Annotated in this window: 15 protein-coding genes and 1 pseudogene; 10 read left to right on the forward strand and 6 right to left on the reverse strand. The window is 69.9% G+C overall.

The genetic code is table 11. The features are described 5' to 3' along the window. Positions 1-56 precede the first annotated feature (56 nt). From MUU77_RS13175 to MUU77_RS13185, 3 genes and pseudogenes are all read right to left on the reverse strand, one after another. Positions 57-854 (reverse strand): annotated as a pseudogene (locus MUU77_RS13175) (TIGR03915 family putative DNA repair protein); the annotation flags it as partial. An 8-nt stretch (positions 855-862) separates the two neighbouring features. Further along, on the reverse strand, positions 863-2,113 hold the full coding sequence (locus MUU77_RS13180; protein ID WP_245087689.1) for a putative DNA modification/repair radical SAM protein: 1,251 nt from the start codon (positions 2,111-2,113) through the stop codon (positions 863-865). A 139-nt stretch (positions 2,114-2,252) separates the two neighbouring features. Further along, a complete protein-coding gene (locus tag MUU77_RS13185) occupies positions 2,253-3,011 on the reverse strand; it encodes a hypothetical protein (protein WP_245087692.1) in 759 nt (252 codons plus the stop codon). Between the two features lie 354 nt (positions 3,012-3,365). On the opposite strand from MUU77_RS13185, the gene MUU77_RS13190 reads away from it, so the two are divergent. Further along, positions 3,366-3,956, forward strand: coding sequence for a PH domain-containing protein (locus tag MUU77_RS13190; RefSeq protein ID WP_245087695.1), 591 nt, complete (start codon positions 3,366-3,368; stop codon positions 3,954-3,956). Positions 3,957-3,970: 14 nt separating this feature from the next. Here MUU77_RS13190 and MUU77_RS13195 read toward each other — a convergent pair whose 3' ends face one another. Together MUU77_RS13195 and MUU77_RS13200 are read right to left on the reverse strand one after the other, a co-directional pair. Then, a complete protein-coding gene (locus MUU77_RS13195) occupies positions 3,971-4,639 on the reverse strand; it encodes a ChrR family anti-sigma-E factor (protein ID WP_245087698.1) in 669 nt (222 codons plus the stop codon). Then, positions 4,636-5,160 (reverse strand): sigma-70 family RNA polymerase sigma factor, encoded by a 525-nt coding sequence (locus tag MUU77_RS13200; RefSeq protein WP_245094488.1) that lies wholly within the window; start codon positions 5,158-5,160, stop codon positions 4,636-4,638. Before MUU77_RS13200 ends, MUU77_RS13195 begins: the two co-directional genes overlap by 4 nt. Positions 5,161-5,403: 243 nt before the next feature. Here MUU77_RS13200 and MUU77_RS13205 point away from each other — a divergent pair, with 243 nt between their 5' ends. From MUU77_RS13205 to MUU77_RS13245, 9 genes are all read left to right on the forward strand, one after another. Further along, the gene (locus tag MUU77_RS13205) at positions 5,404-6,183 is read left to right on the forward strand and encodes a hypothetical protein (protein ID WP_245087701.1); all 780 of its coding nucleotides are present in this window, start codon (positions 5,404-5,406) and stop codon (positions 6,181-6,183) included. Between the two features lie 67 nt (positions 6,184-6,250). Beyond that, positions 6,251-7,201, forward strand: a complete 951-nt coding sequence (locus tag MUU77_RS13210; RefSeq protein WP_245094492.1) for an acyl-CoA desaturase — start codon at positions 6,251-6,253, stop codon at positions 7,199-7,201. A gap of 2 nt (positions 7,202-7,203) precedes the next feature. After that, entirely contained in the window at positions 7,204-8,487 is a 1,284-nt protein-coding gene (locus MUU77_RS13215; RefSeq protein WP_245087705.1) for an FAD-dependent oxidoreductase, read from the forward strand. After that, positions 8,484-9,260, forward strand: coding sequence for a DUF1365 domain-containing protein (locus MUU77_RS13220; protein ID WP_245087708.1), 777 nt, complete (start codon positions 8,484-8,486; stop codon positions 9,258-9,260). Before MUU77_RS13215 ends, MUU77_RS13220 begins: the two co-directional genes overlap by 4 nt. Continuing rightward, on the forward strand, positions 9,257-10,507 hold the full coding sequence (locus tag MUU77_RS13225; RefSeq protein WP_245087711.1) for a cyclopropane-fatty-acyl-phospholipid synthase family protein: 1,251 nt from the start codon (positions 9,257-9,259) through the stop codon (positions 10,505-10,507). The genes MUU77_RS13220 and MUU77_RS13225 overlap by 4 nt, the downstream gene beginning before the upstream one ends. Continuing rightward, positions 10,504-11,301, forward strand: coding sequence for a DUF1295 domain-containing protein (locus tag MUU77_RS13230; RefSeq protein WP_245087714.1), 798 nt, complete (start codon positions 10,504-10,506; stop codon positions 11,299-11,301). The genes MUU77_RS13225 and MUU77_RS13230 overlap by 4 nt, the downstream gene beginning before the upstream one ends. Further along, entirely contained in the window at positions 11,298-12,380 is a 1,083-nt protein-coding gene (locus MUU77_RS13235) for a cyclopropane-fatty-acyl-phospholipid synthase family protein (protein WP_245087717.1), read from the forward strand. Before MUU77_RS13230 ends, MUU77_RS13235 begins: the two co-directional genes overlap by 4 nt. A 1-nt stretch (position 12,381) precedes the next feature. Continuing rightward, positions 12,382-12,918 carry a lipocalin family protein gene (locus tag MUU77_RS13240; RefSeq protein ID WP_245087719.1) on the forward strand — a complete coding sequence of 179 codons (537 nt, stop codon included), beginning with the start codon at positions 12,382-12,384 and terminating at the stop codon, positions 12,916-12,918. Positions 12,919-13,115: 197 nt separating this feature from the next. Next, entirely contained in the window at positions 13,116-14,708 is a 1,593-nt protein-coding gene (locus MUU77_RS13245; protein ID WP_245087722.1) for an EAL domain-containing protein, read from the forward strand. Between the two features lie 87 nt (positions 14,709-14,795). Here MUU77_RS13245 and MUU77_RS13250 read toward each other — a convergent pair whose 3' ends face one another. Continuing rightward, complete coding sequence (locus MUU77_RS13250; protein ID WP_245087725.1) at positions 14,796-16,022, reverse strand: hypothetical protein; 1,227 nt, start codon at positions 16,020-16,022, stop codon at positions 14,796-14,798. Between the last annotated feature and the right edge of the window lie 2 nt (positions 16,023-16,024).

Raw genomic sequence — 16,024 nt, forward strand, 5'->3', positions numbered from 1 at the left:
CCCGACGTCGGGCACCGGCACGGCATCCGGATTCACCCGGGCGTGCGCGGGCGTCCGGGAATGCGCCGCCGCGGCCCCTGCGCCTCGCGCTCGTCCATGTCGCGCACGCGCCGGCCGGCCTCGCGGACCAGCTCCGGCAGCAGGTGGGTTTCGGGCAGATGCTTCCAGTACTTCTGCGGCATCTCCTGCCGCATCATCCGCGTATTGAGGCGCGCGGGGTTGAAGATGCTGGCGTAGTAGGTGCGCCACAGCGCATCCTCCGCATCGTCGGCCGGGGCGTCCGAACGCCTGGCGCCCTCGCCCGCCCACAGCTGCCCGCCATCCCACTGCACGCTGCGGTAGGGCGTGAGAATGGCCCAGCGCATCCCGGCGAAGCGGCGCATGAAGAACGGCGCCACGCGATCGACGATGTAGTGGTCCGGTTCGAACCAGGCGATGTAAGCGTCGTCTCGGCCTTCGACCTGGCGGAATCGGACGAACGCCTTCATCTTGTGCGTATCGCGACGGACGGCCTGTGCCCAGCGCGTCGCGCGATGCACATCGGCATCGGTGGCGCGATCCAGCAGCGCGCGCTCGCCGTTGCCGATGCGCCACAGCAACCGGTACAGCAACGCGTGCCGGCCGGCATCGCGATGGCAGAGCACGGCGGCGGCCAGCGCCATGAAGTCCGCCGGCACGGACAGCCCCCGCCGACGGACCGGCTGGTCGGCGACGGTCGCGCTGGCGAGCAGTTCGCCCTGCCCATCCGCCTGCCATTCCACGGCCTCCGGCGGCAGCCCGGCCTCCCAGGCGTGGCGCGCCTGCGCGCGCCAGGCGTCCAGGTCCCAGGCCGGCATGACGGTGGCGCGGAACATCGCGCACCTCACCCGAACAGATCGGCCTGGCGCGGTGCCGGCGCCAGGTCGCGGCGCAGGCGTGCCGGATCGTCCAGCCGCTGGCGCGGATGATGGTCCAGCAGTACGACGAAGGGCAGCAGCTTCTGCAGCGGCGCACGCAGGCGGGCAAGGTCGGCCACGCGCAGCTTGCCCTGCCGGCGCGAATCCACGATGCGCTGGACGTTGCGTGCGCCCAGCCCGGGCACGCGCAGCAGCATCTCGCGCGGCGCCGTATTGATGTCCACCGGGAAGCGGTCCGGATGGCGCAGCGCCCATGCCAGTTTGGGATCGATGTCCAGGTCCAGCATGCCGCCCTGCCCCGGGACGTCCTCGACGATTTCCTTCACCTCGAATCCATAGAAGCGCAGCAGCCAATCGGCCTGGTAGAGGCGGTGCTCGCGCAGCAGCGGCGGTGCGCGCAACGGCAGCTGGGTGGAGGCGTCGGGGATGGGGCTGAAGGCGGAGTAATACACGCGGCGCATGCGGAACTGACGGTACAGCGCGTCGCTGCTCACCAGGATGGCACGGTCGTCGGCGGCGTCGGCGCCCACGATCATCTGCGTGCTCTGGCCGGCCGGGGCGAATTTCGGCGGGCGCCGGCGTTTGGGCTGCGACTCCTGTTTCGTCGGCTTCGCCGCCAGGATCCGCGTGTGCAGCTCGCCCATGGCGGCGCGGATGCCCGGCGCATCCTTCTGCGGCGCCAGCCGCTTCAGGCCCGCCTCGGTGGGCAGTTCCACGTTGATGCTCAGACGGTCGGCGTAGCGTCCTGCGGCAGCGAGCAGTTCGGGGGAGGCCTCGGGAATGGTCTTGAGGTGGATGTAGCCGGCGAAGCGATGGTCCTCGCGCAGGCTGCGCGCCACCTCCACCAGCTGTTCCATGGTGTAGTCGCCGTTGCGGATGATGCCGCTGGAGAGGAACAGGCCTTCGATGTAGTTGCGCTTGTAGAACTCCAGCGTCAGCCGCACCACCTCGGCGGTGGCGAAGCGCGCGCGCGGCACGTTGCTGGAGACGCGGTTGACGCAGTATGCGCAGTCGTAGATGCAGAAATTGGTCAGCAGGATCTTCAGCAGGGATACGCAGCGCCCGTCCGGCGTGTACGAATGGCAGATGCCCATCCCCTCGGTACTGCCGATGCCGCCCTTGCCCAGCGAATGCCGCTTGCCCGCGCCGCTGGACGCGCACGAGGCATCGTACTTGGCCGCATCGGCCAGGATCGCCAGCTTGTCTTTCAGTTGCATGGCCGGATTCTAGCGAGCGACCCCGTGCACGGACTGCGACGCTGCGACATGCGCCTGGAGCCGGGGCCGCATGCCGGCCACTTGCGGACAGGATGCGACGCATCCTGTCCGCGAAGCCGCGAGGCGGTGGGCGACGCGTTCAGAAGTCGAAGCGCGCCGCGATGGAGATCGGCACCGAGACGCGCTTGCCCGTGTCGTTGATGGATCCCAATCCCAGCCCGCCGATGGCGCTGTCGTCGCCCTCCAGGTCGGCGACATAGCGCACGCCGGCCTGCGCAGTGATGCTGAAGGCCTCGCTGACCGGGATCAGCACGCCCACGTCCACGCCGGCGGTGGCCGCCCACTTCTTCTCGGTGAACGGCGCGTTGGCGATGGTGATGGCGGCATCGGGTATCTCGAACGTCGCGCGGATGTCGTCGGTCTGGGTGGCGCCCAGGCGGCCGGCGACGAACGGACGCGCCGAACCGGGCTGCATGAAGTAGTAGCGGTAGCCGGCTTCCAGGCTGAGCGCCTTGTAATCGCTGAAGGTGCCGTAGACCGGAAGCTCGGTATTGAGCGCCGGCACGAAAGCGACGCCGACGCGCACCGTGCCCGGGTCGGCTTCGGTGCGGCGCACCTGGCCGAAAACCTCGGCGCGATCGCTCAGCCCGTAGGAGAACTCCAGACCGTAGGTGAAAGCCTGGTCGTAGATGTCCTCATGGCTGCGCGGCTGGATGCGCAACTCGGCGCTGACGCCGGCCAGGTCGGGATTCAGCGGCCCCAGGTCGGGCACGGGCGCCACCGCGCCGTCATGCACGTCGCCGCTGATGGGCGTGTCCGCGCCACCGAACAGCGACATCGAGAACTTGCCTTGTTCCGGGCCTGCCGCAAACGCCGGAGCGGAAACGGCAAACAGCATCAAGCCAGCCAGCCTTGTGTTCATGGTGATGGTATCCAGAGGTGATGGGTGGAGTTCCGCGGCGACATGCACGCGGCGTTTTCCCTACGCGACATCGCGCCGCCTGGATTCAACCGGATGCGGAAAACACAACACACGCAGTGTTTTCACGCGCCATCGACGTGCATTAACAGGCATGCGTGGAAGCGGGACATTGCGCATGCGCGTATCGCGCCGCATGACGGGTGGCGATCAGGGCCACGTGCGCTGCGCTTCCGACAGGGCAGCACGGTGCAGCCGCGAGGTGCGCGATGAAACCCGGCGCATTCCTGCGCCGGGACGCCGGGCGCGCGCGACCCGCGGCCGGGCGAAGGCATGCAAGAATCGCGCACCCCGACAGGAGGCGACCGTGCCCACATCCCCACCCTTTCCGAGACCCCGCCCCTGCACGCCACCTTCAATCCGCTGATCCGGCCTTACCTGGTGGCGATGGTGGCCTGGTACCTGCTGCTCTCCCTCTTCGGTGCACCGCTGATCCTGGTATGGGTGCTGGGGCCGGGGCAATGGTGGGCGCGGCACTACTTCGACCGGCTGGGCTGCACGCTGGACGACCGCACGCTGCAGTTCCGCAAGGGCATCCTGTTCCGGGTGGAGAAGACCATCCCGCTGGAGAACATCCAGGACGTGACCTTCATCGAAGGGCCCATCCTGCGGCTCTACCATCTGAGCATCCTGCGCGTGGAGACCGCCGGCCAGAGTCCGGGCCAGGCGCACAGCATGCAACTGGTCGGCATCGTCCACGCGCATGCGCTGCGCGACGAGATCCTCGCCCGTCGCGAGCGCTTGCGGATGCAGCGCGCGATGCCGCACGCCAATGCGGATACGCCGCACGAGACGCTGGAGGCCGTCCGCATGCGCCTGGACGAGATCGCCGCCATGATGCGCGCCCGCCACGGCGCCGTCTGAACGGCGCTGGCCCGCTACAGCTTGAACAGCGGTTGCAGCCGTTGCGCCAGCCAGCCCGGGAACCGCAGCGGCGCGTCCAGCGCGGACACGCAGATGCAGGCGGTGCCGGGCACGGTCACCGGCTGGTGCTCGACGCCGCTGTCGAGATCGGCGATGTCGCCGGGCGCGAACTGGCCCAGCGCATCGTGGTAGGCGCCGCGCAGCACCTGGGTCAGCTCGGTGCCGCCGTGGCTGTGCACCGGCATGCTGCGGCCGGGGCCGATCTTCAGCATCAGCAGGGTGCCGCTGCGGGTGCCCGCTGCGCGGATGCAGTGCACGCCCGGCGCCATCCAGCGCCACTTCAGCGCGCGGTACGACGCGCCGAAGTACGGGTGCAGGGGGGTGGGCAGGCGGTCGTCGTCCTCGTAGGGCGCGCCCCGGGCGGCCGCGATGGGGGCCGGCGGCAGCGGTGCGTCCAGCTGTTCCAGCATGCAGGCACGCAGGTCGGCCAGGCGGGACGACGACAGCGCCGGCTGCTGGTGCTCCACCAGCTGGCCGCCGATGCGTTCGGCCTCGTCCACGCGCGCGCGGCAGTGCGCGCAGGTCTCCAGATGGGTGGCGGCCACGACGGCCATCTCCACGGCCAGCGCGCCGGCCGCGTAGCTGACCACGGTGGAGGGGTCGAGATGATGGTGCGGGTTCACGGCTGACCTCGTACTTGGCCCTGCAGGCGCAGGAACGCGCGCCGCAGGTGCGACTTCACCGTACCCAGCGGCATCTGCAGCTCGTCGGCGATTTCCTGGTGGCTCTTGGCTTCGAAGTAGGACATGCGCATCAGCCGCGCCTGCACGGCCGGCAGGTCTTCGATGCGGCGCTGCAGGTGCACGTGCTCGGCGTAGTCCTCGGCCGAGGTGAACGGTCGCGCCAGTTCCTCGTCGCTGGCGGGCGCGGCTTCCTCGAGCATCTGTACCCAGCCCGGCTCGCGGCGGATGCGGTCGATGTGCAGGTTGCGCCCGATCCGGAACAGCCAGGTGGAGACCGCACCCTGCTGCGGGTCGTACATGGTGGCGCGCTGCCACAGGCGCAGCAGGGCTTCCTGGGCCAGTTCCTCGGCCACGGCTTCGGGGCTGCCCAGGCCGCGCAGGTACAGGCACAGGCGCGGCATGAAGTGGTCGTACAGGCGCATGAACGCGGCACGGTCGCGCGCGCGCGCCACCGCCAGCATGTCGGCCGTCCAGTCGTGGGCGTCGCGCGTGAGGGGCGTTGGCGTGGACACCGGGGGTGCGGCCCGAAGGGGCGGCGGTCTCCTTGTGAAGTCGGTGGGCATGGTATGCCAGGTCCCGGGGCGTGCGTGATGACGGTCTCTACGAAGATGACCGGGGTTCGGATGCAGCGCCCCGCGCGCCGCCGGATGCATCCGCGGGACGCCCGCCTGCGTACAGGGGGCTCCTGCCGCCCGGAGCCGCCCATGCCCCGCCCAACCTTGCGCTTGCTGGCCGTGCTGCTGTCGACGACGCCGCCCGCCTTCGCCGGTACCGATGTCCTCCGCCAGGAAGCCGTCGCCTACGCCCGCAAGGGCGATGCGGTGATCTACCGCGAGTCCCACTGGCGCTACCGCCAGGACGGGGTGGCGCGGCGCCTGGTGCTCTACCGCTGCCCCGACGGGCGCGCGTTCGCCCGCAAGACCGTGATCGAACGGCCTGCCGCGCAGGCGCCCGACTTCGACTTCGAAGATGCGCGCGACGGCTATCGCGAGGGCGTACGGACCGGCCCCGGTGGGCGCGTGGTCTACGTCAGGGAAGCCGGCGCCGCCCGTCCGCAGGAGCGCGCCCTGGCGACGCCGCCCGGCGCCGTCATCGACGCGGGTTTCGATGCCAGCGTGCGCCAGCACTGGGACGCGCTGCGGGCGGGGCGCGAGGTCACCCAGCCCTTCCTGTTGCCCAGCCGCTTCGCGTTCGTGCCGGTCAGGCTGGACCCCGGCCCCGCCGTGCGCTGGAACGGCGTGCCGGCCCAGCGCCTGTCGATGAAGCTGGACCGCTGGTATGCCTTCGTCGCACCGACGATGCAGCTGACGTACGCCAGTCAGGACCAGCGCCTGCTGGAGTTCGCCGGCATCGCGACCATCCGCGATGACGAAGGCCGCCACCAGGACGTGCGCATCGTGTTCCCGCAGCCGGCCGCGCCCGCCGATGCGCGCGCGCTCCAGGCCGCACTGGCGACGCCGCTGGTGCGGCAGTGCCGGGGTTGAGCAGCCTTCACGCATCCAATACCCGCGCCGCGCCGTAGTGATGGACGACGCAACCGAGACCTCCGCGATGCCGGCCAGCGATTCCTCCCCCTCCACGCCGGTCCACCATGCCGTGTCCATCCTGCGCCGGTGGTTCGACACCCAGGCCCACGGCGACGACAGCGGACCGCCGGACCGCATCGACTGGCTGCGCGTGGTGCCTTTCATCGGCCTGCACCTGGCATGCGTCGCCGTGCTCTGGGTGGGGGTGTCGCCCATCGCGGTGGCCGTGGCGGTGGCGCTGTACGCGGTGCGGATGTTCGCCATCACCGGCTTCTACCACCGCTACTTCTCGCACCGCACGTTCCGCACCTCGCGCGTGCTGCAGTTCGTGTTCGCGCTGATCGGCGCCTCCAGCGTGCAGCGCGGACCGCTGTGGTGGGCCGCGCACCATCGCAACCACCACCGCCACGCGGACACCGCCGCCGATCCGCATTCGCCTAACCAGCGCGGATTCTGGTGGAGCCATGCGGGCTGGTTCCTGACCCGGGAAGGCTTCCGCACGGACTGGGCGCGCATCCCCGACCTGGCGCGCTACCCGGAGCTGCGCTGGCTGGACCGCTACGACACGGTGGTGCCGGCGCTGCTGGCCGCCGCCCTGTACGGCCTTGGCGCGCTGCTGAAACGCACGTCCCCGCAGTTGGGGACCGACGGTCCGCAGATGCTGGTGTGGGGCTTCTTCATCTCCACCGTGGTGCTGTTCCATGCCACGGTCACCATCAATTCGCTGGCGCACCGTTTCGGCCGCCGCCGCTTCGACACGCGCGACGACAGCCGCAACAATCTCTGGCTGGCCCTGCTGACCTTCGGCGAGGGCTGGCACAACAACCATCACTTCTTCCCGGGCACCGCGCGCCAGGGCTTCCGCTGGTGGGAAATCGACCTGACCTGGTACGGCCTGCGCGCGCTGGCGCTGCTCGGGCTGGTGCGCGACCTCAAGCCCGTGCCCGCGTGGGTGCTGGCCAAGGCGAGGCGCTGAACATGCGCATCGCGGTCATCGGATCCGGCATCGCAGGCCTGGCCTCGGCGTGGTGGCTGTCGCCGCGGCACGAGGTGGTGCTGTTCGAAGCCAACGACTACCTGGGCGGACACACGCATACCCACACCGTCGAACAGGCCGGCCGCCAGTACCGCATCGACAGCGGCTTCATCGTGTTCAACCCGGACCACTACCCGCTGCTGTGCGGACTGTTCGACGAACTCGGCGTGGCATCGCAGCCGACCACGATGAGTTTCTCCGTGCACAGCGAGCGCAGCGGCCTGGAGTACAACGCGACCTCGCTGGACACGCTGTTCTGCCAGCGACGCAACCTGGTGTCGCCGCGCTTCTGGGGCATGCTGCGCGACCTGGCGCGCTTCTACCGGGAAGCGCCGGCGCTGCTGGCAGGCGACGATACCGGTCCGACGCTGGGCGACTATCTGCGGGCCGGCGGCTATGGCGAGGCCTTTCGCGACGAGCACCTGGTGCCGATGGCGTCCGCGCTGTGGTCGTCGCCGCCGCAGGGCATCCTGGCGTTCCCGGCGCGCTACCTGGTGCAGTTCATGGCCAACCACCACATGCTGACGCTGGGCACCCGCCCGCCGTGGCGGGTGGTGACCGGCGGCTCGGCGACGTACGTGCAGGCGCTGCGCCGTCGCTGGCGCGTGCAGGAGCGGTTGTCCACGCCCGTGCTGGCGGTACGGCGCGATGCCGATGGTGTCGAACTCGATACGCTGCACGGCCGCGAACGCTTCGACCAGGTGGTGATGGCCTGCCACAGCGACGATGCGCTGCGGCTGCTGCACGACGCCGACGAACGCGAGCGCGGCGTCCTCGGCGCGATCCGTTACCAGTCCAACGACACCGTGCTGCACACCGACGCGCGCCTGCTGCCGCAGCGCCGCAAGGCCTGGGCCGCATGGAACGCGCACGTGCCGCGCGACCCGTCGGCGCCGTGCACGGTCAGTTACTGCATGAACCTGCTGCAGGGCCTGGACTCGCCCGAGCCGTTCGTGGTCACGCTCAACCGCAGCCATGCCATCGACCCGGCCCGCATCCTCCGCCGCATGCACTACCGGCATCCGGTCTACGACCACGCCATGGTCGCCGCGCAGCGGCGCCGGCAGGAGATCCAGGGGCACCGGCGCACGTGGTTCGCGGGCGCCTACTGGGGCTGGGGCTTCCACGAGGACGGCATCCGCAGTGCGCGCGAGGTGGTCGATGCCATCGCCGCATTGCCCGTCGGCGCGCCCGCGCCGGGTGCCATCGAGGCGGTGGGCGCGTGAACGCCCCCCTGGCAAGCGCCGTGTACGAGGGCTGGGTGCGGCACCGCCGGCATTCGCCGCGCCCGCATGCGTTCCGCTACCGCATGGCGCAGCTCTACCTGGACCTGGACGAAATCGATACCGTGTTCGACCGCCGCTGGCTGTGGTCGGTGGACCGCCGCAACCTGGCCGAATTCCGTCGCAGCGATTACCTGGTGCCGCACGACCGGCCGCTGGCCGAGGCCGTGCGCGACCGCGTGGAGCGCGCGGTGGGCCATCGTCCGCAAGGCCCGGTCCGCCTGCTGACGCACCTGCGCTACGGCGGCTACGTGTTCAACCCGGTCAGCTTCTACTACTGCTTCCAGCCGGACGGCACCACCCTGGACGCCGTGCTGGCCGAGATCACCAACACGCCCTGGCGCGAGCGGCACAGCTACGTGCTGCCGGTGCGCGACGGCGCGCCGTACGGCGACGGCTGGGAATGGGGCTTCGACAAGGTGTTCCATGTGTCGCCGTTCCTGCCGATGGACTGCGCCTACCGCTGGCGCTTCACCCTGCCCGAGGACGCGCTGCGCGTGCACATGCAGGTCGACCGCGAAGGACGGCGCGCCTTCGACGCCACCCTCACCCTGCTGCGCCGGCCGCTGGACGGCCGTTCACTGGCGCGCGTGCTGTGGCGCTACCCGCTGATGACGGCGCAGGTGATGACCGGCATCCACTGGCAGGCGCTGCGGCTGTGGCTGAAGCGCACGCCCGTCCACGACCATCCTTCCCTTGCCCGCGAGACCCCATGAACGAGATCGCCGACGTCACTGCCGTTTCCTCCTACGGGGCGCTCGATCGCCTGCTGCGCTCGCAGCTGCTGGCGCGCCTGGATGCGCTGGACCACGGCATGCTGGTGGTCCGCGACGCGCTGGGCGAACACCGCTTCGGCCGCACCGGCCGGGACGCGTTGCCCGCCGTGCACCTGTGGATCGACGATCCGGCGTTCTACCGCGCCGTCGCCGCACAGGGCAGCGTGGGCGCGGGCGAGGCCTACATCGCCGGCCAGTGGCGATGCGACGACCTGGTCGGCCTGGTGCGCCTGCTGGTGCGCAACCGCGAGCTGCTGGACGGCATGGAAAGCGGCCTGGCGCGGCTGGGGGGCTGGGCGCTGCGCAGCTGGCATGCGCTGCGACGCAACACGCGCGAAGGCAGCCGCCGCAACATCGCGGCGCACTACGACCTGGGCAACGACTTCTTCAAGCTGTTCCTGTCCCCGGACCTGATGTACTCCTCGGCGATGTTCGCTTCCCCGGACGACGACCTGGAAACGGCCTCGTATCGCAAGCTGGATGCCGTGTGCCGCAAGCTGGCGCTGTCGCCCGACGACCGGGTGATCGAGATCGGCACCGGCTGGGGAGGCTTCGCCCTGCACGCGGCGCGCCACTACGGCGCCCACGTCACCACCACCACGATTTCGCGCGAGCAGCATGCGCTGGCCAGCCAGCGGGTCGCGGACGCCGGGCTGCAGGACCGGGTGACCCTGCTGCTGCAGGACTACCGCGACCTGCAGGGGCAGTACGACAAGCTGGTGTCCATCGAGATGATCGAGGCGATCGGCGCGCAGTACCTGGACACGTTCTTCGGCAAGCTGGGCAGCCTGCTGCGGCCGGGCGGCCAGGCGTTGCTGCAGGCCATCACCATCGAGGACCATCGCTACGTGCAGGCGCGCGACTCGGTGGACTACATCAAGCGTTTCGTCTTCCCCGGCAGCTTCATCCCCTCGCTCAACGCCATGTACGGCGCAAAGACCCGCGCCAGCGACCTGCAGGTCGTGCACCAGGAGGACTTCGGCCTGTCCTACGCGTACACGCTGCGGGCCTGGCGGCGCCGTTTCTTGACACGACTGGCCGACGTACGCGCGCAGGGCTTCGACGAGCGCTTCATCCGTCTGTGGGAGTTCTACCTGGCCTATTGCGAAGGCGGCTTCCTGGAGCGGTCCATCGGCGTGTCCCACCTGCTGATGGCCCGCCCGGGCCGCCCGCCGGGGGCCGCATGAGCCTGTCGCACTCCCTCGGCTGGGTGGCCCTGGTGGCCGCCGCGGTGATGACCCTGGGCTGGCTGTGGCAGCGGCGCCACAAGAATGCGGGCATCGTCGACGTGCTGTGGTCGGCCTGCGTGGGTGGCAGCGCGGTGCTGCTGGCCGTGCTGGGCGACGGCGCCTGGCAGGCGCGCGCCACCCTGGCCGTGCTGGGCGGCGCGTGGGGCGCACGGCTGGCGCTGCACCTGTGGCACCGGGTGCGCAGCGAGCCGGAAGACGGCCGTTACCGCTACCTGCGCGAGCACTGGCGGGGCCACCAGGGCAAGTTTTTCCTGTTCTTCATGGCGCAGGCGCTGCTGGTGGTGCTGTTCGCCCTGCCGTTCGCCGCGGCCGCACGCAGCCCCGTGGACACGGCGTGGCCCTGGATCGTGCTGGCGGTGGCGATCTGGGCGGGCAGCGTAGTCGGCGAAGCGATCGCCGACCGCCAGCTGGCACGCTTCCGCGCCGATCCCGCCCACCGTGGAAAGACGTGCCGCGATGGGCTGTGGCGGTACTCGCGCCACCCCAACTACTTCTTCGAATGGCTGCACTGGTTCGCCTACGTCGTGCTGGCCATCGGTTCGCCCTGGGCGTGGCTGTCGTGGTGCGGGCCGGTGGTGATGTACGTGTTCCTGCGCTGGATCAGCGGCATTCCCTATACCGAGGCGCAGGCGCTGCGCACCCGCGGCGAGGAGTACCGCGAATACCAGCGCACCACGCCGATGCTGTTCCCCTGGTTTCCCAAACCCGCCACCAAGGAGGCGACACGATGAACGCGATGGTGGAAGAACTGGCCGCCGACCGGGCCGCCCCCGGCCTGCTGGGCCTGGCCGAACGCGGCCTGTTGCCCGATGCGCTGATCCGCGCCGGCATCCGCCGGCTGTGCGCGCAGCGGCTGCGCGACGAGAGTGCGGGCGGGCAGCAGGCGCAGTCGGCGCTGCTGGCGCAGCGCCTGCGCGCATTGCGCCAGGGCGCGCTGGCCGTGCATACCGACGCCGCCAATCGGCAGCATTACGAACTGCCGGCGGAATTCTTCCTGCGCTGCCTGGGCCACCGGCTCAAGTACAGCAGCTGTTATTACCCCACCGGCGCGGAGACGCTGGACCAGGCCGAGGACGCGATGCTGGCACTGTACGGCGAGCGCGCCGCACTGGCCGACGGCCAGGACATCCTGGAGCTGGGCTGCGGCTGGGGCTCGCTGACGCTGTGGATGGCCCAGCGCTACCCGAATGCGCGCATCACCGCGGTCTCCAACTCGCACTCCCAGCGCACGTTCATCGAGGCGCGCTGCGCCGAGCGCGGCCTGCGCAACGTGCGCATCATCACCTGCGACGTGAACCAGCTGCAGCTCGAACCGCAGGCCTTCGACCGCTGCGTGTCGGTGGAGATGTTCGAACACGTCAGCAACCACGCCGCGCTGATGCGCCGCATCCATGACGCACTGCGTCCGGGCGGGGCACTGTTCGTGCACATCTTCGTCCACCGCCATCTGATGTACCCGTTCGAAACGCAGGGCGAGGACAACTGGATGGGCCGGCATTTCTTCACCGGCGGCATGATGCCGTCGGCCGACCTGCTGCTGTTCTTCCAGGACCACCTGCACCTGCAGGAACGCTGGCTGCTGGACGGCACGCACTACCAGCGCACCGCCAACCACTGGCTGGCCAACCACGATGCGCGCCGCGACGAGGTGATGGCCGTGCTGCGCGCCGCCTACGGCGATGCGGCGCCGTTGTGGAACCAGCGCTGGCGGATGTTCTGGATGGCCTGCGCCGAGCTGTTCGGCTATCGCGACGGGCAGGAATGGCTGGTGGCCCACTATCGCTTCCAGCGCCCGGCGCGGGAGCACTGACATGCGTACCCTGCCCTTCGTGCTGCTCGCGCTGATGGTCGCCACCAGCACCGCCGCCTGCCGCTCCGGCAACGTCAAGCCGTCCATCCCCACGGCCGCACCGGTGGACGTGGACCGCTTCATGGGCGACTGGTACGTGATCGCGCACATCCCCTCGTTCCCCGAGCGCGAAGCCTACGCCGCCGTGGAGTCGTACGCCAAGCTGCCCGACGGCCGCATCCGGACCACGTTCCGCTTCCGCAAGGGGGCGCTGGACGGACCGGAGAAAACGATGCATCCGGTCGGCACGGTCACCCCGGGCTCGGGCGGCGCGGTGTGGGGCATGCAGTTCGTCTGGCCGATCCAGGCCGAGTACGTCATCGCGTACGTGGACGCCGACTACCAGCAGACGATCGTGGGACGCAGCAAGCGCGACTATGTGTGGCTGATGGCGCGCACGCCGCGGATATCCGAGGCCGACTACGAGGCACGGATCCGGCAGATCCAGGCATTGGGCTACGACGTGTCGAAGATCCGGCGCGTGCCGCACGCACCGTAACCTCAACTGTGTAATCAGGCTTACTGGGCCACCGGTCAGCGCGCGCTTCCTGCGCCCTTCCGCAGGCGCTAATGTGGCCGGACCGCAGCGGCCACCGCGCCGCGGTCCGACGCCTCAAGTCGCGCCTCCCCCCGCCGATGCCGTGGGGAAGGGATTCGACGACGCCGGGGGTCGGGCAAGCTGCACAGGGGGGCTGCATGGCGACGCCACCGTTCCACACTGCCGACGCGCTGCGCCAGCGTATCGCCGACGCGGTGTGCCACGAAAAGATCTTCCCCGCCTACCAGCCCATCGTGTGCCTGCGGACCCGGGCCATCCACGGGTTGGAAGTGCTGGCGCGCTGGCACGATCCCGACTTCGGCGCCGTGCCGCCGAAGGATTTCATTCCCATCGCGCTGCAGGCTTCGCTGCTGCCGCTGCTGACGCTGAATCTGGTGCGCCGCGCCTGCGCAGAGGCCAGCGCGTGGCCAGGCCGCTTCTGCCTGGCGTTCAACGTGCCGCCGTCGCTGCTGCAGGACGCACCGGCGGTGCGCCTGCTGCTGGAGGCGATGGCCGAATCGTCGTTCCCGCTGGACCGCATCTGCATCGAGATGACCGAGGACGAGCTGGTCGAGGACGAACCCGCGGCCGAGCGGGCCTTCGGCTATCTGAAATCGCACGGCATCCGCGTGGCCCTGGACGACTTCGGCACCGGATTTTCCAGCATGGTGCGGCTGAGCCGCTTCGGCTTCGACGAACTGAAGATCGATGGCAGCCTGATCCAGCGCCTGACCACCGACCGCGAGAGCCGCAAGGTGGTCTCGGCCATCATCGGCCTGGGCCACAGCCTGGACGTGCCGGTGGTGGCCGAGTGGGTGGAGACCGAAGCGCAGGCGGACGTGCTGCGCGAGCTGGGCTGCGATTACGCGCAGGGCTGGCTGACCGGCCGGCCCATGCCGGGCGAGGCGGTGGCGCAGCTGCTGGCCACGGCGCCCGTGCACGCCGCCTCGCCCGCATCGCAGCCGCTGTCGCCCTACCTGCGCCAGCACCAACTGTCCTCGCTCTACAACAGTGCACCGGTGGGCTTGGCCTTCCTCGATCTGGACATGCGCTACGCGGCGGCGAACGCGCAGTTCGCGCGCATGGTGGGCCGGCCCTTGTGCGAGATCGTCGGCGCGCACGTCGAGCAGGTCTACACGCCCGACATCGCAGCGTGGGTCGTGCGCGCCTCGCGCCGTATCCTGGACAGCGGCGACATCCCCAGCATCGAGTTCCGCTTCCCGGGACGGGACGAGACGTTCCTGGTGGTCGGTGCGCGCGTCACCGACGAGACCGCGCAGCCCATCGGCGTCTCGGTGGTGACCATCGACATCACCGAACGCAAGCGCGCAGAGGACGAGATGCGCGCCCGCGAAGCGACCTATCGCGCCGTGGTGGAACTGGGCCCCAACGTGCTGTGGGTCAGCGATGCCGCCGGCACCCTCACCTACATCAGCCCGACCCCGCAGGAGCCGGAAGGCTGCTCGATGGAAGCGCGCATGGCGGCCTGGTACGCGCGCATGGAAGAGAACGACCGCGTGCGCGTGCGCGCCGAATGGCTGGCCGCGGTGCACACCCGCGACACCTTCGAGACCCGCTTCCGCCTGCGCTGGTTCGACGACCGCTGGCGCTGGGTCTCCAGCCGCGCCACGCCGCGGACAGCACCTGACGGTACCCGCAGCTGGTTCGGCGTGTTCACCGACATTTCGCGGCAGGTGGAACTGGAAGAGCAACTGGCACGGCGGGACAAGGCTGCTCCCGCACCGGATTGACGGGACGGACGGTCGCTGCGCCACTCCCACGGAAGGAGGAAGAACGGTTGCGCCTTCCGATGCGGGCGGCCGAGGCTGCCTCGCCGCTCATCGGGACGCATAGGGGCCGGACACCGCCTTGATCTTCATCGCCTCGTCGGCATCGTCCAGCACGAACACCCGGTAGTGCGCGCCTCCCTTCTCCACCCGGATGACGACATGGCCCTGCGTACTGGCCGCCGCGTTCGCGCCGTAGGTCGTCTTCGCGGTCGCATCCGACAGGTGGGTGATGAAGATGTCGCGCTGTCCGGGCCAGACGGCCTGCGAGGTCATCCGCTTGTAGGCGTTCACCGCGGGATGACCGTCGGCGCGCGCGGCGATGACGATCACCCGCGGCTGCAATGCCGCCAGGAAGGGGATGCTGTTGGCATCCCAGCTGCCGTGATGGTTGGCCTTCATGGCATCGACCGGCCCGCAGGCACGCGCCACCTCGGGCTCGACGTTCTTCCACGCTGCGGGAGCGAACGCGATTTCTTCGTCCACAGAGGAGAGATCGCCGCCGGTGTAGTAGTCGAACCCACCGTAACGCACGCGGAAGGCGATGCTCAGCTTGTTCTCGCCCGGCGCGCCTTGCCCGGCCATCCGCTCCGCCGAGGGGAAAAGCGCGCGCACGGTCTCTCCCTCGCCCGCCCAGAGTACGCCGTTCGCATAGAGATTGCGGATCTCGAAACCGGGATAGGCCTCGGCGTCGTGCACCGGCACGATCTGGTCCTTGCGGCCCGGCTGGAACCTTTCCACCTTCATGCCGCGGTTCCGCACCTGCCAATCGAGGAACCGGCGATAGTTGTCCATGGTCGTGCCATGGAGCGGCGCCGGGTAGTCGTAGCCCGGCCATCCGCGGTCGATGACCTTGGCGATCGGCACGGACTCGGCGACCTGGGTGATGCCGCTGAGCCGATAGCCCTTGACCGATAGCGGGGAATCGGCGTCGATCGTGCCCATGTGGTCGCCGTGGAAATGGCTGATGACCGCATAGTCCAGCCCCTTCGCTTTCCCGGGCACTACGCGCCTGACGTAGCGTGCCACCCACTCTCCCGGCGCGCGGGATGCGTCCGGCCGGGTGGGCAGCGAGAACGGCGCCTGCTCGTTCGTCCTGCCGCTCATGTCCACCAGCACGCTGCTGCCATCGGGCAGGATCAGGAGTTGGGCCTCACCGCGTCCGGTGTTGATGTGGTGGATGTCCAGTTCGCCTTCGCGCCATGCCGGCAGTGTCCCGCCCGGCGCGGCCTCAGGACCAGGACCGGCCCGCAGGGAAAGCGCCAGCAGGAACGCCACCG

The organism is Pseudoxanthomonas sp. F37 (assembly GCF_022965755.1).
Taxonomy (GTDB): Bacteria; Pseudomonadota; Gammaproteobacteria; order Xanthomonadales; family Xanthomonadaceae; genus Pseudoxanthomonas_A.